Below are 20728 nucleotides of genomic sequence, written 5' to 3'. Positions count from 1 at the left end.
TAAACGATCTCTGGAGCAGAATGCAGTCGTCTTGATGTGCGCCCGGTCACCAACCGGCTCACATGGACGTGCGACCACCCGACGATCCTAAGGCAAATGCAGCTGTGCCACACCGAAGTGTGTCGGATGTCATTTGTTAATCATTTGCCAAGGGTTTATATGATTAATGCTTTATCCTGCTGCTAGGGATAGGCCGATCGGTTGGGTATCGCCGGTCCGTGGGAAAAGAGACGGGGACTATGGGATTCAAATTCGGCAGCCGCCTCGATCCGAAGGCGGCTTCGGCGAAGGGATCGGACGATCCGGTGGCTGCGGAAGACACGCCGTTGAGCCGGCTGCGTGCCGGATTGGGCCTGCAGCCTGCGGCGCCGGCCATTTCCGCGTCGGCCGCGGTCGAGGCGAAGCGGGTTGAGCCGAAGATTTCTCATCCCGGAGCCGCGCCTGCGCCTGAGCTCCAGCCGCGCGTCAATCCTTCGAATGAAGCAAAGCCGGTCGAAATGCGGGCGCCGGAAGTGAGAGCCCCAGAAATCAGAGCGCCCGAGCCGAAACCGATGCCGGTCGAGGCAAAGCCGGTTCCGGCCGAAGTGAAGCCGGTTGCCGCCGAGGCGAAACCCGTCGAGGTGAAGGCGCCCGAACCGAAAGCTGAGACCAAAGCCGAGCCGAAAGCGGTGGAAGCCAAACCGGTCGAAACCAAAGCGGCGGAGCCCAAAGTAGCGCCGAGCATCTCAACACCACCACGCCAACCGGCACCGCAACCCGCGGCACAACCTCCTCAGGCGTCGCGTCCCGCGGCAGCCGGACCGGTATCGAATTCCACCTATCCACCGACCCCGGAAAAGACTATGGATGCGCCGCGCCCCATGAGCAGCAACGCACCTTCGTCGGAAGCGACCGCCTCCGGTTCGAGCCAACGCGGCACCGGCGAAAGCGCTGCGCCCGTTTCGACCACGGCGGCACCGCGCCCCGCAGCACCCGCTTCAACTTCCGCCCCTTCGACCTCGCCCGCCGGCGCCGCGCGGCCCAATCCTGCGCCGCAAGGTGGCGCCGCGCCGCAAGGGTCAATGCCGCCCGCCGGCATCCCGCCGCGCGCACCCGCCGCCGCAACGCCGCCGTTGCATGCGGCTGAACTGGTGCGCAGTGACGCGCCGCAGGTGCCGATCGAATATTCCGGCCCGACCTCGCGCGAAGACCAGTTGCTCTCCTGCCTCGTCATCATGACCCGCATCTTTGGTTCGCCGAAGTCGCCCGCCGCGCTCTCGAGCGGCTTGCCGGTCGGCGACGACGGCATGACGCCCGATCTCTTCCTGCGCGCCGCCGACCGCTCCGGTCTTTCGGCTTCGCAGATCCGGCGCAAGCTGGACCAGGTCGACAAGATGAGCCTGCCCGCGGTTCTTCTGCTGAAGAACCGCAAGGCCTGCGTTCTGTTGTCGCCCCCGCGCGCCGGCATGGCGGAGATAGCGACTCCCGACAATCTCGACGGCAGCCACTCCTACCCGCTGGCCGAGCTCGAAGCGGTCTACACCGGCGTCCAGATCGTGGTGCGCCCGAAGATCCGGCTCGACACCCGTTCCGCCGATCTCACCGAGGCCCGGCCGCGCAACTGGTTCTGGACCAATGTCGCGAAATTCACGCCGGTCTATGGCGAGGTCGTCGTCGCGGCACTGCTGATCAACATCTTCACCATCGCCACCTCGATCTTCTCGATGCAGGTCTATGACCGCGTCGTGCCGAACAAGGCCGAAGGGACGATGTGGGTGCTGGCGCTTGGCGCCATCACCATCTTCGTCTTCGACTTCCTGTTGCGCACCCTGCGCGCCTATTTCCTCGACAAGGCCGGCAAGTCGCTCGACAGAAAGGTGTCCTCCTCGCTGTTCGAGCATATCCTTTCGATCCGCATGGCCGCCGGGCCGCAATCGGCCGGCGCCTTCGCCTCCAACATCCAATCCTACGAGACGCTGCGCGACTTCTTCACCTCGGCGACTCTCTCTGCGGTGATCGATCTGCCGTTCGTGCTGATCTTCCTGGTCATCATCTTCATCCTGGCCGGTCCGGTTGCCCTGGTGCCGGCGATCCTGGTGCCGGCGGTGATCCTGGTCAGCATTGCGGTCCAGGCGCCGATGCAGAAGGCGGTCGAGCGCTCCTACCGCGAGATGGCGCAGAAGCACGCCATGCTGGTCGAGACCATCAACGGCCTCGACACCATCAAGGCCGCGTCCGCTGAAGGCCAGATGCAGCGCGACTGGGACGGCTACGTCGCCGCGTCCTCGTCCTCGGCGATGGAGTCGCGTTTCTGGTCGACGATCGCCATCAACTTCGTGGTGATGAGTTCGAACCTCGCCTTCGTCGGCGTGCTGATGGTCGGTTGCTACATGATCTTCACCCATGACCCGACCAGCCCCTATCCGGCGCTGACCACCGGCGCCATGGTGGCGGCCTCCATGCTCACCAGCCGCGCGATGGCGCCCTTGGGCCAGATCGCCGGCCTGATCGTGCGCTTCCATCAGTCCTGGACCTCGCTGAAGGGCTTGAACCGCCTGATGGACCTGCCGGTCGAGCGGCCGCAAGGCAAGGTGTTCCTGCGTCGCCCGCGCATCGACGGCGGCATCGAGTTCCGCAACGTCGTCTTCAAGTATCCGAACGCGCAGACCCCGGCCCTGGACGGCGTCTCGTTCCGCATCCAGCCCGGCGAGCGGGTCGGCATCGTCGGCCGCATCGGTTCCGGCAAGACCACGATCGAACGTCTGGTCATGGGCCTGTTCGAGCCCTCCGAAGGCGCGGTGCTGGTCGATGGCACCGACATCCGCCAGCTCGACCCGACGGATCTCCGCCAGTCGATCGGCTGTGTGCTGCAGGATCCGCATCTCTTCTTCGGTTCGGTGAAGGACAACATCACCTTGGGCGCGCCTTACGTGGACGAGGACTCCTTCCTCCGCGCCGCGACCTTGGCCGGCGTCGACCAGTTCGTGCGCCAGCATCCGCTGGGCTACGACATGCCGACCGGCGAGAACGGCCGCTATCTCTCGGGCGGCCAGCGCCAGTCGGTCGCCGTGGCGCGGGCGCTGCTGCTCAACCCGCCGATCCTGGTGCTGGACGAGCCGACCAGCTCGATGGACAACTCGACCGAGAACACGTTCAAGACGCGCCTCGGCGAAATCGTGCCGGGCAAGACCTTGCTCCTGGTCACCCACCGCAACTCGATGCTCTCCCTGGTCGATCGCCTGATCGTGCTCGACCGCGGCAAGGTGGTCGCCGACGGGCCGAAGGCGGGCGTGCTCGATGCGCTGATGAAGGGCCGTATCCGGGCCAACGAAGGTTGAGGCCAGAGGTTTAAAAGGATTCCATCATGTCGCTGACCAACCGTGACCTCTGGATCGATCCCGCCGAAACCGAGCGCGAAGGCATCCAGCGCTTCGGCCACATCCTCCTCGGCGCGATCCTGTTCGTCGTCTTCAGCTTCCTGGTCTGGTCCTATTTCGCCAGCCTCGACCAGATCACGCGCGGCGAGGGCAAGGTCATTCCCTCGAGCCAGACCCAGATCATGCAGAGCCTCGACGGCGGCACGCTCCAGGAGATGCGGGTGCGGGAAGGCGACGTGGTCGAGAAGGACCAGGTCCTGCTGGTCATCGACAACAGCACCGCGATCCACAGCCTGGCCGAATTGAAGCAGCGCTACTACATCGCTTCCGCCGCGATCGCCCGGCTCCAGGCCGAGATCGCCGGCAAGAGCGAGCCCGCCGAGATCGACTTCCCGGACGACGTCGAGAAAGACGCACCGGACAAGATCGCGCAGGAGCAGAGCCAGTTCGTCATCCGCCAGAACCAGCTCTCGGCCCAGCTCACGACGCTCCGCGACCAGATCGAGCAGCGCAAACAGGACATTAACGCGATCAACACCAAGATCTCTTCCGCCGCCGCCGGCCTCGACGTGGCCGAGCAGCAGGTCGCCATTCTCGGTCCCGCGGTTGCCGCCGGCGCCGCCTCCAAGGTCGATCTCCTGAAGGCAAAGCAGGAAGCGCAGAACTACCGCTCCGAACTCAACAATGCGCGCGCCTCGCTGCCCAGCGCCAAGTCGGCGCTGCAGGAATCGCAGAGCAAGCTCAGCGAGGCCGTGGCCACCTTCAAGGCCGAGTCGGCCGGCGAGCTCGCCAAGCAGCAGAGCGATCTCGCCAGCGTCCGCGAATCGATGAAGGAAGCCAGCGCCAAGGTCGGTCGGACCGAGCTCCGCTCTCCGGTCAAGGGGACGGTCAAGGAGATCAAGGCCCGGACCTTGGGCGGCGTCATTCAGCCGGCCCAGGACATCATGGAAATCGTTCCTATCGAGGACAATCTGCTGATCGAGGCGCAGATCCGGCCGCAGGACCGCGGCTTCATCGCCCCCAACCAAAAGGCGAAGGTTAAGATCACCGCCTACGATTACAGCATCTATGGCGGCCTCGATGCCACGCTGGAGCAGATCAGCGCCGACGCGATCGAAAATGAGAAGAAAGAGCTGTTCTTCCGGGTGCGTCTGCGAACAGATAAGAACTTCCTGGTCGGCAAGCAGGGGGAGCAGCTGCCGATTATCCCAGGCATGACCGCCACCGTGGACATCCTGACTGGAAACAAAACCGTCCTCGAATACCTCCTGAAGCCGATCTTGAAGGCCCGGGACACGGCTCTTACCGAACGCTAGAAACTTGTTAATAAGTGTGCGGAAGGGTTGGAAAAAGGTGGTGCGTGTCATTTCGGAAACTGGTAAAAAGCTACCGGGTGGAATCGAAGCGACTTTCGGTTAAACAGTTGATTTCCTAGGACTAGCAGGAGCGTTTGGATGGATGCTCGGGGCTGGTCCTGTCAGGTGTGGGGAGTTTTTTAGATGAAGACTGTGGTCTTTAAGCAACACTCGCGGAGTGCGTTGTTGCTTGGTGCTGCGCTCGGATTGGTCCTGAGCGCCAGCAGCGGTGCGCAGGCGATGTCGTTGAAGGACGCCATCCAGCTCGTGCTCACCACCAACCCGGAAGTGGGCGTCGTCGCCAAGGACCGGCGCGCGATTGACCAGGAGCTGCGGCAGGCCTGGGGGCTCTACTATCCGCAGATCGACGTGAAGATCGACGGCGGTCCGGAATTCACCGAGAGCGGCAGCGTGGATACCCCGCCGGCCGAACTCGACCAGGGCCCGCATGACAACGGCCGCTGGCTGGTGCGCACCGACGCCCAGATCACCCTGCAGCAGCGCTTGTTCGACGGCTTCGAAGCCGCCAGCGAAGTGCAACGCCAGAAGGCCCGGGTGAACTCCGCGGCTGAACGCGTGCAGGACCAGTCGGAAGTCTCGGCGCTCGATGCCACCGAGCAGTACCTGAACGTGCTGCGCGACCAGATGCGCCTCAAGAACGCCGAAGAGAACATCAAGAAGCACGAAGAGACCCTCGGTCTCGTGCAGAAGCGCGCCGATCTCGGTGGCGGCAACGTGGCCGACGTGAGCCAGGCGGAAGCCCGCTTGCAGACCGCGCGCTCGACCTACACCGATATCCAAGGCCAGCTGCGCGAGACGCAGACCCTGTTCCTGCAGGTCGTCGGCGTTCCGGCGACCGACCTCCAGGACATCACGGATGCCGACTGGTCCCGCCTCGCCGAGAACGTCGATCTCTCGGTGCAGAAGGGCCTGGAGAACAACCCGAAAGTCCGCCTCGCCAAGCATGACGTGGAGCGTGCCGAAGCTGAAGTTCGCCAGCAGAACTCGGCGCTCTATCCGAAGCTGAACTTCGAGGCCGTGGGCTCGGTCAACCGCTATAACAGCGGTCTCGAGGAGAAGGATCACAACGCGCAGTTCCTGCTCGTTCTGCGCTACAACATCTATCGCGGCGGCGCCGACATCGCCCGCATCAAGGAATTCAAGGAGCGCCGCTCCGAGAGCCTTGAGGAATTGCGCGTCCGCGAGCGCGAGGTCGAGCAGGATGTCCGCAGCTCCTGGGCTGCCCGCCAGACCCAGCAGGATCGCATCGCGCTCCTGGAGAAGCAGGTCGCGGCCAACCAGCAGACCTACGACGGCTACGTGCAGCAGTTCGACATCGGCCAGCGCGGCCTGCTCGACGTGCTCGACGCCGCCAACGAACTGTTCATCTCGAACGATCAGCTGATCGCGGCGCAGACCGAGGAGAACTTTGCGAACTACCGCATCCTCGCCTCGCAGGGCCAACTGGTCGAATCCGTGGCGCTCACCTACCCGGTGGAAGGCACGGTCGGCGAGATCGACGACGCCAAGAAAAATCCCTGATCTTTCCGGATCGGGTTCGAGCCAAGGCCGTCGCCCGCAAGGGCGGCGGCCTTTCGCTTTTGAGGTGGGAGACCTCGTCCCCAAGCATTGTGCCTGCGGCGCCCCCACCCAACCCTCCCCCTAAAGGAGGGAGGGTGCTGCAGCGTGCGACGGCACGACCGCACTCCTTCCCCCTTCAGGGGGAAGGTAGGGATGGGGGTGCGTGCAGCCTGAGCGCTCAAGATCCAGCCTGCCCTCCGAAGCGCATCGCGCGTAGGAGGGCGCTCGGTCTCACGTCACGGATTGTCGGAGAGAAGATTTGGAGGCCCGGGCCGGAATCGAACCGACATCAAAGGATTTGCAGTCCTCTGCATAACCACTCTGCCACCGGGCCGGTGGGAGCGGCACGTATAAGGCCCCGAACCGCCCAAATCAAGCCAAGTTGCAGGGGGTTGGCGGATCGGGCCGGGGCCCGCGCCTGCGTGTTGTCTGGCGTCGGGGCAGCGATTATAAACACTTGAATCGATTTAGCGTCCTCGCCCTCCCGGGGACATCTACCCTGAGGATTTCCATGGATTACGCCGCAGCCCGGCAGCACATGATCGACAGCCAGATCAAGACCAACAAGGTCACCGATCCCAGCGTGATCGAGGCCCTGGCGGCCGTGCCGCGTGAGGCCTTCGTCACCGACGCGCAGAAGAAGCTCGCTTATATCGACCGCCCGGTCGCGATCGGCGCCGGTCGGCGCATGACTGAGCCGATGGTGCTGGCGCGCCTGCTCCAGGTGGCGCAGCTGAAGCTCGGTGACAGCGCGCTGGTGGTGGGGGCGGGGACCGGCTACAGCGCCGCCATCGTCGCGCGCCTGGTGAAGAAGGTGGTGGCGCTGGAATCCGCGCCCGAGCTCGCCGAGCGCGCCAAGGCCATCGCGGCCCAGCTCGGCATCGGCAATATCAGCGTCGTCACCGGCGACCTCACCGCAGGGCGGCCGGGTGATGGTCCGTATGACTTCATCCTGGTGGATGGGGCGGCGGAAATCGTTCCGGAAGCGCTGACGGCCCAGCTCGCCGACCGCGGGCGGCTTGCGGTGGTGATCAAGGATCAAGGCGTCGTCGGTCGCGGCACGCTGTTCACGCGTGCCGACGGCGTCGTCTCGCAGCGTGCGATCTTCGATGCCGATGCCGAGGCCCTGCCGGGGTTCACGCGGCCGCAACGCTTCGTGTTCTAGCCTGCACCACTATTACGAACTCCGTGGTCCTTGGAGGGGAGAATCGATGAGACGCGTTGCGCAACTGGCGGCGGTTTCGTTCTTTGTCCTTCTCGCCACCGGCGTCACGGCCGGGGCCGAGGACCTGAACGGCGCGCTCGGCCAGGCCTATCTCGGCAATCCCACGCTCGACGCCGCCCGAGCCCAGCTCCGCTCCACCGACGAGGGCGTGCCGCAGGCCCTGAGCGGCTGGCGCCCGACCGTCACCGGCCAGGTGAATGCCGGCGTGGAATGGAGCCATGACGGCACCAAGCCGGGGCCGAACAATCTCATCGTCGACCGCAACCGGCAGTTCTACCCGCACACCTTTAGCCTCACCCTGAACCAGCCGATCTTCAACGGCTTCGGCACCGTCTCCGGCACCAAGGCGGCGGAGAACAGGGTGAAGGCCGGCCGTGCGCAGCTGCTCGACACCGAGCAGCAGGTGCTGTTCGCGGCGGTGCAGGCCTATATGTCGGTGGTCTCCAACCAGTCGATCCTGGAGCTGAACCAGAACAACGTGAAGGTGCTGCAGGCGCAGCTGCAGGCGACCAACGACCGCTTCCAGGCCGGCGAGGTCACCAAGACCGATGTCAGCCAGGCGCAGGCCTCGCTGCAGGGCGCGGTTGCCGCCGCGACCGCGGCCGAAGGCGATCTCACCGCCTCGATGGCGGTCTATCGCCAGATTGTCGGCCAGGAGCCGGTGCAGCTCTCGATGCCGAACGTGCCGCCCAACCTGCCGCTGCAGCAGGATGACGTGGTCGCGATGTCGCAGCAGGCGCCGATCGTGATCGCCGCGCAATTCGTCGAGGCGGCGACCAAGGACGACATCGACACCCAGTTCTCCGAGCTGCTGCCCTCAGTCAGCCTGCAGGGCTCTGTCTCGCGCGCCGACGAGCAGGCGAGCGATCGCGATTCCACCACCGAAGGCACCATTCTCGGCGTGCTGACGGTGCCGCTCTACCAGGCTGGCGCGCCGGATTCCCGCGTGCGCCAGGCCAAGCAGCTCTACCAGCAGTCGCGTCGCCAGCTCGACGAAGCGCGCCGCTCCGCCGCCCAGCAGGCGGTAGCCGCCTGGCAGTCGCTCGAGACCGCGCAGGCGCAGATCGCTTCCTTCGAAGAGCAGGTGCGCGCCAACACCGTAGCGCTCGAGGGCGTGCGGCAGGAGCAGACGGTGGGAGCCCGCACCGTGCTCGACGTGCTCGATGCCGAGCAGGCGCTGCTGAACTCCAAGGTCAATCTCGTCACCGCGCAGACCAATCTCGTCATCGCGCGCTATCAGGTGCTGCAGGCGATCGGCCAGCTGAACGCAAAGTCGCTCGCTCTCAACGTGCCGCTCTACGATCCCGCGCTGCACTACAACGACGTGCGCAACAAGTGGTGGGGCACCGGACCCGCGGTGCAGTAACGCCGAAGCCGCGAGTCGCACGCGACGCGACTCGGAGTCACGACGCGCAACATGTTGTGGAATCGCGGGTTTCGCTTCCCATTCCTTGAGTAAATTTCGAAGACTCATTAATATGACACCGCTGGAGCAATGGCTTTTGGCGCAACGATTCTGCGCCGTTGCTATGCGACTCGGCGGGGACCCGGAATGACCGAAGGCAAGACCACGCAAGAACCGACCATGGAGGAGATCCTCGCCTCCATCCGACGGATCATTTCCGAAGACGACAAGGAAGCGGCGCCGCCCACCAACGGCAAGGCGAACGGCAACGGCAAGCAAGTGGCGTCGCCACCGCCGCCCGCCGAGGAAGAAGAAGACGATCTGGTGCTCACCGAAATGGTGGTCGGCGACGGCAACACCGTTGCGCTTGATGAGGAAGCCGCCGTCGACGAACCGGAAGCGATTGCGCCCGAGCCGGAGATCGAAGACGAGCCGCTGCCGATCGCGGAACCGGAGCCGGTCGTCGAGCCGGTGCGCGCGGCACCGCCGCCGCCACCTCCGCCTCCGCCTCCGCCGCCCCCACCGCCGCCGCCTCCACCTCCACCCCCACCACCTCCGCCGCCACCTCCACCCCCGCCGCCGCCACCACCGGAGCCGCCGCGGAGTGAACCGGAGCCTGAGCCGATGGAAACCGAACTGGTCTCGCCCTCCGTGGCGGAAGCTGCCGCCGCGACCATGGCGCAGCTCGCCGCCCGCAAGGCCTCGCATGCCGTCGAGCAGAATGGCGGCGACGGCCTGCTGGTCGAGACCCTGGTGCGCCAGGCGGTCGAGCCGATGCTGCGCGACTGGCTGGACGTCCATCTCCAGGGCATCGTCGAACGCCTGGTTCGCCGCGAGGTCGAGCGCATCGCCCGGCGCGCGGAGCTTGGCTGAGCCCCCAGCGGCGCTCTTGCCAGCCGGTTTTCAGCCGCTATAACCAACATCCAGAATCCGGCGGCTCGACGCTGAGCTGTCGTAAATCCTCTATTTTCCGGTGGTTAGCGGATGACGTTGGAGAAGACCTTCACGCCCGACGCGGTGGAGAAGCGGCAATACGAAGCCTGGGAGAAGTCGGGGGCCTTTGCCGGCCAGACCACCTCCAACAAGGTGCCCTATACGATCATGATGCCGCCGCCGAACGTCACCGGCAGCCTGCATATGGGCCATGCCCTCAACATGACCCTGCAAGATGTGCTGATCCGCCACGAGCGGATGAAGGGCCGCGACGCGCTCTGGCAGCCCGGCACCGACCATGCCGGCATCGCCACCCAGATGGTGGTGGAGCGTCAACTCGGCCAGCAAGGCATCAAGCGCACCGACCTGGGGCGCGAGAAGTTCATCGAGAAGGTCTGGGAGTGGAAGGCGGAATCCGGCGGGATGATCACCAGCCAGCTTCGCCGGCTCGGCGCCTCGCCCGACTGGGCGAAGGAACGCTTCACCATGGACGAGGGCCTGAACAAGGCCGTGCGCAAGGCCTTCGTCGATCTCTATCGCCAGGGCCTGATCTACCGCGACAAGCGGCTGGTGAACTGGGACCCGAAGCTCCACACCGCGATCTCCGACCTCGAAGTCGTGCAGAAGCAGGAAAAGGGCAAGCTCTGGCACCTGAAGTACCCGGTTGAGGGGCAGCCCGACCGCTTCCTGATCGTGGCGACCACGCGGCCCGAGACCATGTTGGGCGACACCGGCGTCGCCGTGCATCCGGACGACGAGCGCTACAAGGACCTGGTGGGCAAGAACGTGGTGCTGCCGCTGGTCGGCCGCCATATCCCGGTGGTCGCCGACGAATACGCCGATCCCGAGACCGGATCCGGTGCGGTGAAGATGACGCCGGCGCACGACTTCAACGATTTCGAGGTTGGCAAGCGCCATGGCCTGGAGATGATCAACATCTTCGACCGCGACGCCAAGCTGAACGACAACGTGCCGGCGAAGTATCGGGGCTTGAGCCGCGAGGCCTGCCGCAAGGCGGTGCTGGAGGATCTCGAGGCGCAGAACCTGATCGAGCGCATCGACGATCACCCGATGACCCGGCCCTATGGCGACCGCTCCGACGTGGTGATCGAGCCCTGGCTGACCGACCAGTGGTATTGCGACGCCGCCACCCTCGCCAAGCCCGCGATCAAGGCGGTGGAGGAGGGGCGCACCGTCTTCGTGCCGCGGAACTGGGAGAACACCTATTTCGAATGGATGCGCAACATCCAGCCCTGGTGCATCTCGCGCCAGCTCTGGTGGGGCCACCAGATTCCCGCCTGGTATGCCGAGGACGGCAAGGTCTTCGTCGCCCATACCGAGGAAGAAGCCCAAGCGGAAGCCGACAAGCATTACGGCAAGCCGACCAGGCTGGAGCGCGATCCCGACGTGCTCGACACCTGGTTCTCGTCCGGCCAGTGGCCGTATTCGACGCTCGGCTGGCCGGACAAGACCCCCGAGCTGCAGCGCTATTATCCGGGCGACGTCCTGGTCACCGGCTTCGACATCATCTTCTTCTGGGTCGCCCGCATGATGATGATGGGCCTCCACTTCATGGGCGATGTGCCGTTCAAGACGGTCTACATCCACGCCCTGGTCCGAGACGAGCACGGCCAGAAGATGTCGAAGTCCAAGGGCAACGTCATCGATCCTCTGGACCTCATCGACAAATACGGTGCTGACGCGCTGCGCTTCACCCTGGTGGCGCAGGCGGGTCAGGGCCGCGACATCAAAATGTCGGAGAACCGGGTCGAAGGCTATCGCAACTTCGCGACCAAGCTCTGGAACGCGGCGCGCTTCTGCGAGATGAACGAATGCGTCGCGGATAAGAATTTCGATCCGAAGAAGGTCACGCAGAACCTCAACCGCTGGATCATCGGCCGCCTGGTGAAGGCGCGGCAAGCCGTCGATCTGGCCCTTGAAGGCTATCGCTTCGACACCGCGGCGGGCGCGCTCTACCAGTTCGCCTGGGGCGAGTTCTGCGACTGGCACCTGGAATTCGCCAAGCCGGTGTTCATGGGCGAGGACGCAGCGGCCAAGGCCGAGACCCGCGCCGTGACCGCCTGGGTGCTCGGCCAGCTCCTGCATCTCATGCACCCGCTGATGCCTTTCATCACCGAGGAACTCTGGGAGCAGGTACGGCCGAAGGACTCTTCCAGCACCCTGATGACCGCGCATTGGCCCGACCTCGCGCCGGAGCTGATCGACGCCAAGGCCGACGCCGATCTCGACTGGGTCATTCGCTTGATCGGCGAGGTACGCGCGCTCCGCACCGAGATGAACGTGGCGCCCGGCGCCCAGGTCAATCTGGTGATCAAGGATGCGGGTGCCGAGACCCAGGACCGGGTCGCGCAATACGGCGACCTGATCAAGCGCCTGGCGCGGGCCGAGCAGATCGACATCGTGAGCGGCGAGCCGCCGAAGGGTGCGGCGCAAATCGTCATGGACGAAGCGACGGTGTTCCTGCCGCTGGCAGGCATCATCGACATCGCCAAGGAGCGCGCGCGCCTCTCCAAGGAGCTCGACAAGGCGAAGGCGGAAGCCGAGCGGATCGAGAAGAAGCTCGCCAACCCGCAATTCGTCTCGCGCGCGGACCCGGCGGTGATCGAGGAGCAGCGCGCCAAGCTGGCCGAGTTCGATCAGGCCAAGGCGAAATTCACCCAGGCGCTGGAGCGGCTGGCGGGCGTGTAACGCCGGAAACAGATCGCCGGGTCAAGCCCGGCGATGACAATCTGTTTTTGGCGTCATGCGCGGGCTTGACCCGCGCATCTCGTGCCGCGGAAGGCTCCTTCAGCACTCCGCCGCGCGCTTCAAGAGCAGCGCCCGTTCGCGCGCGTTCCGGGTCATCGCCGCCGCGCGCTCGAACTCGGCTTTCGCCTCCGGCTTGCGGTCGAGCTTGAACAGCAAGTCACCGCGCACGCCGGGGAGAAGGTGATAGTTCTTCAAGGCCGGCTCTTCCAGCAGTGCATCGACCAGCGCCAAACCGGCCGCCGGCCCCTCCGCCATGGAGACCGCGACCGCGCGGTTCAATTCCACCACCGGTGAGGGCGCGATCCGGCCGAGCGCATCGTAGATCGCCGCGATCCGCGCCCAGTCGGTCTCCGATGCAACATGCGCGCGCGCATGGCAGGCAGCGATCTCCGCCTGCAAGGCATAGGGCCCGAGGCCGATGGCTTGCGCCGCCGCCACGCGCTCCGCGCGATCCAGGGCGGCCAGGCCGCGGCGGATCAGCATGTGGTCCCAGCGGCTGCGGTCCTGCTCCAGCAACAGAATCGGATCGCCGTTCGGCGCGACGCGCGCATGCAGCCGCGAGGCCTGGATCTCCATCAGTGCCACCAGCCCATGCACCTCCGGTTCATGCACCGCCAGCTCGGCCAGGATCCGGCCGAGGCGCAGCGCCTCGTCGCACAAGCCCGGTCGCACCCAATCTTCGCCGGAGGTCGCGGTATAGCCCTCGTTGAAGATGAGATAGATCACCTCCAGCACCGAGCCGAGGCGCAGTTCCATCTCCTCGCCGCGCGGGACTTCGAACGGCACCTTGGCCTCGGAGAGCGTGCGCTTGGCGCGCACGATGCGTTGCGCCATGGTCGGCTCGGCGACCAGGAAGGCGCGGGCGATTTCGTCGGTCTGGAGGCCGCCCACCATGCGCAGGGTGAGCGCGGCGCGCGCCTCGGTCGAGAGCACGGGATGGCAGGCGGTGAAGATCAGCCGCAGGACGTCGTCGCCGACCGGATCGTCAAGTGCCGCGTCCCAGTCGGGCATTTCTTGCTCCTGGGATTCCAGCTCGCGGCCGATCTCGACATGTTTCTTGGCCTGCATGACGCGGCGACGGATGCCGTCGATGGCGCGGTTCTTGGCGCTCTGCATCAGCCAGGCGCCGGGCTTCTCCGGGATGCCGGATTCCGGCCATTGCCGCAGCGCCGCCTCCAGCGCGTCCTGCGCCAACTCCTCGGCCTGGCCGACGTCGCGGGTGATGCGGGTCAGCCCGGCGATCAGCTTCGCCGCCTCGATCCGCCAGACCGCATCGATCGTGCGGTGGATGTCGGGAGTCTCGGTCGCCACCATGGCGCCTGGGTAGCGCAGAACTTGCAAGCAGCGCAAGTTTGCCAAAGATGAATCCCCTCCCCCAAGATTGGGGGAGGGTGGGGGAGGGGGTTGATGCAGCCTGAGCGCTCAAGATCCAGCGCCGGGTCTCTCGAGACTGTGGCGGTGTCGCGCTGGATCTATTGCTCTCGTCAATGCCGGGGAACATCACGGCTGCATCACCCCCCTAACCCTCCCCCGATCTTGGGGGAGGGGACTCTATTGCTGGCTTCACTACTTCTTCCTTTTCTTCGCCGCTTTCTTCGCTTTCTTCTTCGCCGCCTTGCGCTTCTTCTCCAGCGCCTTGCGGATCTTCGGTTCGTGCTTGGCCGCTTTCTGGACTTCGGGCGTGAAGTCCTCCCATTCCTGGATCTGGCGAATCTCGATGGTCATGTCGTCGCCGCCGGGGCATTTCTTCGCCCATTGGATCGCCTCGGCCTTGGACTTCACGTCGATCATCCAGAAGCCGCCGACCACTTCCTTCGCCTCCGGGAACGGCCCGTCCTTCACCTGCGCTTTGCCGCCGGGGAAGGTGACGCGGACGCCGGTCGCGGGCGGGTGCAGCCCCTCCATCGCCAGCACCACGCCGGCCTCGAGCAGCGCGTTGTTGTACTTGTCCATCGCGCCGACAGTCTCGGCATCCGGCATCGCGTCCGCCGGGGCGGTGTCGTAACCCTTGGGGATCACGATCATCATGAAACGCATGGCACCTGCTCCTACATGGCCTGCGGGACGATGACCATCCAGCCGAGGCCGAACTTGTCGGCCAGCATGCCGAAGGCCGGCGAGAAGAAGGTCTTGCCGAGCGGCATCTTGACCTGACCGCCGTCGCTCAGCGCCTTGAAGACCTTCTGCGCCTCGGCCTCGTCCTTGCAGTTATAGGTCAGCGAGAAGCCTTCGAATTTCGGCGCCCCGCCGCAGAAGCCGTCGGATCCCATGATGGTCGAGCCGCCGACCTCGAAGTTCATATGCATGACCTTGTTCTCGCCGCCCGGCGGAATGCTGCCGGGCTGCGGGTCCGGCATGTCCTTGTACTTCATGACCATCTCGTTCTTGGCGCCGAGCGTCTTCTTGTAGAAAGCCAAAGCTTCCTCGGCGCGACCTTCGAAGAACAGATAGGGTTGGATCGTCATCTCTCTCTCCTGTCTTGCTGTCTGTTGGGGGCAATTTCGCCAGGGGCTATTTCGTCTGCCCGTGCTTTTCCATCTCACGGAACTTGTCGATCGAATCCTTGGCCGCTTCGAGCGTGGCGAAATCGTCGAGCTCGTAGAGCTGCCGCACCTCGATCTCGCATTCATGATCGAAATGCGGCTTGGGGAAGCGGCGGGTCCATTCCAGGGCTTCCTCGCGGGTCTTGGTCTGGATCAGCGTGTAGCCGGCGACCATCTCCTTCGCCTCGGTGAACGGGCCGTCGACCACGCTCCGCTTGTCGCCGGCATATTTGATCTTCCACCCGGCCGATGAAGGCTGCAGGCCGGCGGCGTCGAGCAGTACGCCGGCCTTCACCAACTCGTCGTGATAGGCGGCCATGGCGTCGAACAACTTCTCGGCATGGTCCGGAAACTTGCCCGCTTCGGTGTCTTTGGTCGCTTTCACCATGATCATGAAACGCATCTCGCTCTCCCTTTTCGTCGGTTCCCCACTGGGCTCCTGTAAGAGACGTCGAAGCAACGGGCGCCGGATCGACAAGATCGACTGGAAATCGACGATTTTTTCGCCGGCGCCACCCTGTCATTTTCGGCTATTCCCTAAGTCGTTGAAAATATTGCATGGTATGGGGAAGCCGTGCGCTGACGCGGCAAGTCAGGGGGCGTTTCATGACGGTTCTGCGTCTCTTCCTGGGCGTGTTGCTGCTGCGAGCGGCGCTCGGCGGCGCCGTTGCCGATCCGGTGACGGTCGAAGGCGTCACCTTTTCCGACGAGCTGGGCAATTTCAAACTGGTCTCGGTGACCGGCAAGGGCAGCATCGAGGATCCCTTCGTGGTGAAGGAGGAGGTCACCGGCCCCAACGATCCGGTCCTGGTGATCAAGGGCTTCACCCGCGATTTCGGCAACCGGGTGGCGACCCAGCACACCGCGGCCTTTGCCATGGTCAAGATCGTGGTCAATAAGACCGGCCGCGCCTGGCAGGGCTATCAGCTCGAGCTGCGCGAGATCGAGAACCGGCCGAGCACCTATGAGGACGGCTTGAGCTTCGGCCAAGCCTCGACCGTCGCCGACCAATACGTCAACAGCAGCCTGCCGCATTCCCAGCGCCTGGACGAACCGGAAGACTCGCTCGGCTTCGGCGGCGATTCCATCCTGCCGGGCGCCGAGGCGACCTTCCGCTTCATCATCTCCGACATGTCGCCGCTTTACCGCTTCTATCTGGTGCAGCGGCCGCAGCAGCCGCTGTCATGACCGTGATCCCGTTTTCCGTCCTGCGGCTGGCCGCCTTGGCGGTCGCGGCCGCCACTCTGGTGACGGTTGCTTTGGCCTTCACGACGCCGGAACGGACCGGCTTCGTGACAGACGCGGCCGGCATCCTCGGCCCCGACACCGAGATCGGCCTCGCCGCCCGGCTCAGCGATCTCCAGCGCCGGACCGGGACAGAGGTCGTGGTCGTCACGCTCGACAGTTTGCAAGGCGCGTCGATCGAGACCTGGGGAAATCTGCTCGGCGAGAGCTGGGGGATCGGACGCGCCGGCGGCAATGATCGCGGCGCCCTGCTGATCGTGGCGCCCAACGACCGGAAAGTGCGGATCGCGGTCGGCTACGGGCTCGGCAATCGGCTCTCGGATTCCATCGCCGAGATGATCGTCGCCGATCACATCCTGCCATACTTTCGCCAAGGCAACTTCGTGCGCGGCATCGAATCCGGCGTCGCCAGCATCGAACTGCAGCTCGACCCGGCCGGCAGTGCTTCGACGACGGCAAGCGGTACCGATGTCGAGCGCACCGCCTATCCGATCGCGGCGCGGCCACCGTCTTTATGGCAACGGCTGCGCGCCAAGCTGACGCCGGGCGGCGATGCCAAGGCGATTGCCGTCTGGGTGCTGGTCTTTGTCGTGATGTTCATCTGGATGGTGATCAACGTCGGCAATGTCGGCGACGGCGGTGGCGGGCGGCGCGGCTGGGGCGGTTACAACTGCTACGGCGGCGGCGGCATCTCGATCGGCGGCGGATCGTCGGGCGGCGGCGGCGGTTCGTCGCCGCGCGGGTCCTTCGGTGGCGGCGCGACCGGCTCATGGTGAGCGGCCGGCGCGCGCTATCGCGAAACGGGTCTCGCGCTCGGTCGCGCTCACCTGTATGTTGAACCCAGACATCTGAGGAGATCCGCTGCAATGCGTTACGTCGGCTTCGCCGTGTTGGCTCTGGTTGTGATCGTGATCGGCTGGGCGCTGATGAGCGTCAACGCGATCCCGAGGGACGAGGAGAGCGCCCAGGCCGCCTGGGCGCAGGTTCTCAACCAGTATCAGCGCCGCGCGGATCTCGTTCCCAACCTGGTCGAGACGGTGAAGGGCGCCGCCAAGTTCGAGCAAGATACCTTGACCGCCGTCACCGAGGCGCGGGCCAAGGTCGGCACGGTGCAGCTTTCGCCGGCCGATCTCAGCAATCCCGAAAAGATGAACGAGTTCGAATCGAGCCAGGGCGCGCTCACTTCCGCCTTGTCGCGGCTGATGGTGGTGGTCGAGAAATATCCGGAGCTGAAGGCGACCGAGAACTTCGCCAACCTCCAGGCCCAGCTCGAAGGCACCGAGAACCGCATCGCCGTGGCGCGTATGGATTTCATCAACGCGGTCCGGATCTACAACACCGATTTGAAGACCTTCCCCGGCGTGATTTGGCATTCGATCCTCTACGGCGATCGCGCGCCGATGCAGCAGCTCCAGGTCGAGCCCGCCAAGCTCGACGTGCCGAAGGTCGACTTCGGCACCAGCGGCAACTGATTCCCGGCCATCGGCATGGCTTGGCAGCAGATCGCCGGCCTCGTCCTGCTGACGCTGATCGTGGTGGTCTGTCTCTGGCCGCGCGGGCGCAAGAGTGGAGACAATGAACCCGGGAGTATGACGGCGAGAGCGGCGGCGGCCACGGCCGCGGCGGTTTCCACGGCGCCGGCGGCGCGGTGGGCGGTGCCGGCGCTTCAGCGCATTGGGGCGACTCGCATGGCGGGGCGGATGCGGGCGGACATGATTGAGAAGCCCGCAGCGCTGCGCGCTCTGCGACAGGGGATTCTGGCCGGTCTGGTGCTCGCCGTGGCGCTTATCGGCACGGCGCAGGCGCTGTCAACGCCGGAGCGCAGCGGCTGGGTGACCGACCAGGCCGGCATCCTCGACCCCCAGCTGGAGAGTGACCTGGCGCGCCGCCTGATGGAGCTGAAGCGGCGGACCGGCGCCGAGGTCATCGTGGTGACCTTGCAGAGCCTGCAGGGGGCTTCGATCGAAACCTGGGGCGACATGCTCGGCGAGAGCTGGAATGTCGGCCGTGCCGAGGGCAAGGATTACGGCGCGCTGCTGATCGTGGCGCCCAACGACCGGAAAGTGCGGATCGCCGTCGGCTACGGCCTCGGCTATCGCCTGTCGGATTCGGACGCGGTATCGATCATTCAGGATCGCATCCTGCCTTACTTCCGGCGCGGGGATTTCGCCGGCGGCGTCGACGACGGCGTGACCGCGATCTTCGAGCGGGTCGACCGCCGGGCTGCAATCGAGCCACCGGCCCTTGATAACCCGGCGGTCGAGCGCAGCACGGCCTCGGATCTGCCGGAGATCGAGCAGAGCAGCCCCGCCGCGCCGCCGCCGGCGAAACTTCGCCGGGAGTCCGACACGACGTTGTCCACGATCTCGACGGGGGCCGTCGTGGTCCTGATCGGCTGTGGCTTCATCCTGCTGTTCCTCCACCGCACGAGCCGCATCGACGTCGCCGTCAGTTCCCCGCCCCGCCAAAGGGACGAGGCCGGCAGCGCTGCCGCGGCAGACACCGCCGTCGACAAACTGGTCGCTGCAACACAAGCGGCTACGCCCCCGACCAACACCGACGACGAAACACTCGGCGACATCATCTTTCGGATTCTGACCTCGAACGCCGGGAATGGTTCCAGTTGGGGCAACAGGAGGAGTGGCTGGGAACCAACCAGCTGGACTTCGAGCTCTTCCCGCGGCAGCAGCTGGGTCCGTCCTTCCTCGAGCTCCTCCTCATTCGGAGGCTTCTCGTCCTCGAGCCATTCCTCATCGAGCTCATCCAGCCGCTCTTTCGGCGGTTCCTCCTCGGGCGGATCGCGTCGCTCCTTCGGCGGCGGGGCGAGCGGGTCATGGTGAGGATTCTCGGCTTCCTGGTCCTGCTGGTCGGCTTCGCCGCGCCGGTCCTCGCTGGGCCGCCGATCCCGACCCTGACCGGCCGTGTCATGGACCTTGCCGGCATCCTCGATCGCGCCACCATCGATGCCGTCACCCAACAGAGTGCGGCCTATGAGGCATCGACCGGAGGCCAGCTCGTGGTGGTGACACTGCCGAGCCTGCAAGGCTATCCGATCGAGGATTGGGGCTTGGCGCTCGGCCGCGGCTGGGGCATCGGCCGGAAGGGGAAGAATGACGGCGTGCTGCTGATCGTGGCGCCGAAAGACCGCGCGCTGCGGATCGAGGTCGGCTACGGCCTCGAAGGCCAGATCCCCGACGCCACCGCCAACACCATCATCCAGTCGGAGATCATCCCGCATTTCAAACGCGACGATCTGAAGGGCGGTGTTCGCGCCGGCGTCACCGCTATACTGCGCGCGCTCGGCGGCAGCTATCGTCCGACCCAGCTCGTCGCATCGGGTGCGCCCAACGCTTTCCTCGGCATTTCTGCAGCTGTATTCGCGCTGGTCGCCTTTGCCTTCATCGTGATCATCATGAGCTGGAATTCGCAGCCCACCCGAAATCGCCGGCGACGCGACGACAATGATGACTCCGATTGGAGTTCCTCCAGCAGCGGGTCGAGCGGCAGCTCCAGTGGCGGCTTTTCCGGCGGCGGCGGATCATTCGGCGGCGGCGGGGCGAGCGGGCGATGGTGAGAATTCTCGGGCTGCTGATCCTGCTGACCGGCTTCGTTGCGCCGGCCTTGGCCGATCCGCCGATCCCGAGCCTGACGGGTCGCGTGGTCGATCAAGCCGACATCCTCGATGCCTCGACCGTCGCAACCATCACCGACCGGCTCGCCGGTCTTGAATCCTCGACCGGCATCCAGCTGGTCGTGGTGACGCTGCCGGATCTCAAGGGCTATGTGATCGAGGATTGGGGCCTGGCGCTGGGCCGCGGCTGGGGCATCGGCCAGGCCGGCAAGAACAACGGGCTGCTGCTGATCGTGGCGCCCAACGACCGCGAGCTCAGGATCGAGGTCGGCTACGGCCTCGAGGGCCAGATCCCCGACGCCACCGCCAACAGCATCATCCAGCGCGAGATCATTCCCTATTTCAAGCAGGGCGACATGAACGGCGGCGTGCGCGCCGGGGTCGAAGCGATCCTGGCGGCGCTCGGCGGCGGCTACGTACCAACGCAGCCCTTGACCGTGCAGAACTCCGGGGAGTCGTCGTCGTTCACGGACGTGCTCGAGCCGCTCGGAATTTTTGCAATTGCCTTCCTGGCGACGGTGGTGATGAGCCTGCGCCGCCGCTACGACCCGAAGCGGCGCCGCAATGTCTGGTACCTGGCCCGTTCGAGCGGCGGCTCTTCCAGCAGCCGGTCCTCCGGCAGCAGCTTTCGCGGGGGCGGCGGGTCATTCGGCGGCGGCGGGGCCAGTGGGCGATGGTGAGGGGA

General features: G+C 65.4%; 17 protein-coding genes and 1 tRNA gene. 13 read left to right on the top strand and 5 right to left on the bottom strand.

Features of this window, described 5'->3' with window-relative positions; translation table 11 throughout:
* Positions 1-860 precede the first annotated feature (860 nt).
* From ACH2CY_RS14765 to ACH2CY_RS14755, 3 genes are all read left to right on the top strand, one after another.
* A complete protein-coding gene (locus ACH2CY_RS14765) occupies positions 861-3317 on the top strand; it encodes a type I secretion system permease/ATPase (RefSeq protein ID WP_395020044.1) in 2457 nt (818 codons plus the stop codon).
* A 26-nt stretch (positions 3318-3343) separates the two neighbouring features.
* The gene (locus tag ACH2CY_RS14760) at positions 3344-4672 is read left to right on the top strand and encodes an HlyD family type I secretion periplasmic adaptor subunit (RefSeq protein WP_395020043.1); all 1329 of its coding nucleotides are present in this window, start codon (positions 3344-3346) and stop codon (positions 4670-4672) included.
* Positions 4673-4897: 225 nt separating this feature from the next.
* Positions 4898-6253, top strand: a complete 1356-nt coding sequence (locus ACH2CY_RS14755; RefSeq protein ID WP_395020042.1) for a TolC family outer membrane protein — start codon at positions 4898-4900, stop codon at positions 6251-6253.
* 299 nt (positions 6254-6552) lie between these two features.
* Here ACH2CY_RS14755 and ACH2CY_RS14750 read toward each other — a convergent pair.
* Positions 6553-6626: transfer RNA gene (locus ACH2CY_RS14750), tRNA-Cys, on the bottom strand.
* A gap of 177 nt (positions 6627-6803) precedes the next feature.
* Between ACH2CY_RS14750 and ACH2CY_RS14745 the strand changes: the two genes are divergently transcribed.
* The 4 genes from ACH2CY_RS14745 (at position 6804) to ACH2CY_RS14730 (ending at position 12564) form a co-directional block, all read left to right on the top strand.
* Positions 6804-7457, top strand: a complete 654-nt coding sequence (locus ACH2CY_RS14745; RefSeq protein WP_395020041.1) for a protein-L-isoaspartate O-methyltransferase — start codon at positions 6804-6806, stop codon at positions 7455-7457.
* A 46-nt stretch (positions 7458-7503) separates the two neighbouring features.
* Positions 7504-8883 (top strand): TolC family outer membrane protein, encoded by a 1380-nt coding sequence (locus ACH2CY_RS14740; RefSeq protein ID WP_395020040.1) that lies wholly within the window; start codon positions 7504-7506, stop codon positions 8881-8883.
* A 186-nt stretch (positions 8884-9069) separates the two neighbouring features.
* Positions 9070-9795 (top strand): DUF2497 domain-containing protein, encoded by a 726-nt coding sequence (locus ACH2CY_RS14735; protein ID WP_395020039.1) that lies wholly within the window; start codon positions 9070-9072, stop codon positions 9793-9795.
* A gap of 111 nt (positions 9796-9906) precedes the next feature.
* Positions 9907-12564 carry a valine--tRNA ligase gene (locus ACH2CY_RS14730; RefSeq protein WP_395020038.1) on the top strand — a complete coding sequence of 886 codons (2658 nt, stop codon included), beginning with the start codon at positions 9907-9909 and terminating at the stop codon, positions 12562-12564.
* Between the two features lie 99 nt (positions 12565-12663).
* Here ACH2CY_RS14730 and ACH2CY_RS14725 read toward each other — a convergent pair whose 3' ends face one another.
* The 4 genes from ACH2CY_RS14725 to ACH2CY_RS14710 all read right to left on the bottom strand — a co-directional run bounded on the left by ACH2CY_RS14725 (position 12664) and on the right by ACH2CY_RS14710 (position 15570).
* Positions 12664-13965 (bottom strand): RNA polymerase sigma factor, encoded by a 1302-nt coding sequence (locus ACH2CY_RS14725; RefSeq protein WP_395020037.1) that lies wholly within the window; start codon positions 13963-13965, stop codon positions 12664-12666.
* 225 nt (positions 13966-14190) lie between these two features.
* Positions 14191-14661, bottom strand: coding sequence for a YciI family protein (locus tag ACH2CY_RS14720; RefSeq protein WP_395020036.1), 471 nt, complete (start codon positions 14659-14661; stop codon positions 14191-14193).
* An 11-nt stretch (positions 14662-14672) separates the two neighbouring features.
* Positions 14673-15089: a VOC family protein gene (locus ACH2CY_RS14715; protein ID WP_395020035.1), complete on the bottom strand. Its 417-nt coding sequence runs from the start codon at positions 15087-15089 to the stop codon at positions 14673-14675.
* Between the two features lie 46 nt (positions 15090-15135).
* On the bottom strand, positions 15136-15570 hold the full coding sequence (locus tag ACH2CY_RS14710) for a YciI family protein (RefSeq protein WP_395020034.1): 435 nt from the start codon (positions 15568-15570) through the stop codon (positions 15136-15138).
* 203 nt (positions 15571-15773) lie between these two features.
* Here ACH2CY_RS14710 and ACH2CY_RS14705 point away from each other — a divergent pair, with 203 nt between their 5' ends.
* The 6 genes from ACH2CY_RS14705 (at position 15774) to ACH2CY_RS14680 (ending at position 20723) form a co-directional block, all read left to right on the top strand.
* Positions 15774-16355, top strand: coding sequence for a hypothetical protein (locus ACH2CY_RS14705; protein ID WP_395020033.1), 582 nt, complete (start codon positions 15774-15776; stop codon positions 16353-16355).
* Entirely contained in the window at positions 16352-17188 is an 837-nt protein-coding gene (locus tag ACH2CY_RS14700; RefSeq protein WP_395020032.1) for a TPM domain-containing protein, read from the top strand. The genes ACH2CY_RS14705 and ACH2CY_RS14700 overlap by 4 nt, the downstream gene beginning before the upstream one ends.
* A gap of 90 nt (positions 17189-17278) precedes the next feature.
* Complete coding sequence (locus ACH2CY_RS14695) at positions 17279-17884, top strand: LemA family protein (RefSeq protein WP_395020031.1); 606 nt, start codon at positions 17279-17281, stop codon at positions 17882-17884.
* Between the two features lie 15 nt (positions 17885-17899).
* Complete coding sequence (locus tag ACH2CY_RS14690; RefSeq protein ID WP_395020030.1) at positions 17900-19252, top strand: TPM domain-containing protein; 1353 nt, start codon at positions 17900-17902, stop codon at positions 19250-19252.
* Complete coding sequence (locus ACH2CY_RS14685) at positions 19246-19986, top strand: TPM domain-containing protein (protein WP_395020029.1); 741 nt, start codon at positions 19246-19248, stop codon at positions 19984-19986. The genes ACH2CY_RS14690 and ACH2CY_RS14685 overlap by 7 nt, the downstream gene beginning before the upstream one ends.
* Entirely contained in the window at positions 19980-20723 is a 744-nt protein-coding gene (locus ACH2CY_RS14680) for a TPM domain-containing protein (RefSeq protein WP_395020028.1), read from the top strand. The genes ACH2CY_RS14685 and ACH2CY_RS14680 overlap by 7 nt, the downstream gene beginning before the upstream one ends.
* Positions 20724-20728: the final 5 nt, after the last annotated feature.

Origin of the sequence: Dongia sp. (genome assembly GCF_041905885.1) — a bacterium.
GTDB lineage: Bacteria > Pseudomonadota > Alphaproteobacteria > Dongiales > Dongiaceae > Dongia.
Note: the sequence above shows the minus strand (reverse complement) of the source record. Positions and strands in the feature narration are given on the sequence as shown.

Excerpts from the sequence above, each read along its gene's own strand:
- ACH2CY_RS14730 (WP_395020038.1), top strand. The coding sequence starts at position 9,907 with ATGACGTTGGAGAAGACCTTCACGCCCGACGCGGTGGAGAAGCGGCAA.
- ACH2CY_RS14760 (WP_395020043.1), top strand. The coding sequence starts at position 3,344 with ATGTCGCTGACCAACCGTGACCTCTGGATCGATCCCGCCGAAACCGAG.
- ACH2CY_RS14745 (WP_395020041.1), top strand. The coding sequence starts at position 6,804 with ATGGATTACGCCGCAGCCCGGCAGCACATGATCGACAGCCAGATCAAG.
- ACH2CY_RS14720 (WP_395020036.1), bottom strand. The coding sequence starts at position 14,661 with ATGCGTTTCATGATGATCGTGATCCCCAAGGGTTACGACACCGCCCCG.
- ACH2CY_RS14715 (WP_395020035.1), bottom strand. The coding sequence starts at position 15,089 with ATGACGATCCAACCCTATCTGTTCTTCGAAGGTCGCGCCGAGGAAGCT.
- ACH2CY_RS14680 (WP_395020028.1), top strand. The coding sequence starts at position 19,980 with ATGGTGAGAATTCTCGGGCTGCTGATCCTGCTGACCGGCTTCGTTGCG.
- ACH2CY_RS14695 (WP_395020031.1), top strand. The coding sequence starts at position 17,279 with ATGCGTTACGTCGGCTTCGCCGTGTTGGCTCTGGTTGTGATCGTGATC.
- ACH2CY_RS14735 (WP_395020039.1), top strand. The coding sequence starts at position 9,070 with ATGACCGAAGGCAAGACCACGCAAGAACCGACCATGGAGGAGATCCTC.
- ACH2CY_RS14700 (WP_395020032.1), top strand. The coding sequence starts at position 16,352 with ATGACCGTGATCCCGTTTTCCGTCCTGCGGCTGGCCGCCTTGGCGGTC.
- ACH2CY_RS14740 (WP_395020040.1), top strand. The coding sequence starts at position 7,504 with ATGAGACGCGTTGCGCAACTGGCGGCGGTTTCGTTCTTTGTCCTTCTC.
- ACH2CY_RS14710 (WP_395020034.1), bottom strand. The coding sequence starts at position 15,570 with ATGCGTTTCATGATCATGGTGAAAGCGACCAAAGACACCGAAGCGGGC.
- ACH2CY_RS14765 (WP_395020044.1), top strand. The coding sequence starts at position 861 with ATGAGCAGCAACGCACCTTCGTCGGAAGCGACCGCCTCCGGTTCGAGC.
- ACH2CY_RS14685 (WP_395020029.1), top strand. The coding sequence starts at position 19,246 with ATGGTGAGGATTCTCGGCTTCCTGGTCCTGCTGGTCGGCTTCGCCGCG.
- ACH2CY_RS14705 (WP_395020033.1), top strand. The coding sequence starts at position 15,774 with ATGACGGTTCTGCGTCTCTTCCTGGGCGTGTTGCTGCTGCGAGCGGCG.
- ACH2CY_RS14690 (WP_395020030.1), top strand. The coding sequence starts at position 17,900 with ATGGCTTGGCAGCAGATCGCCGGCCTCGTCCTGCTGACGCTGATCGTG.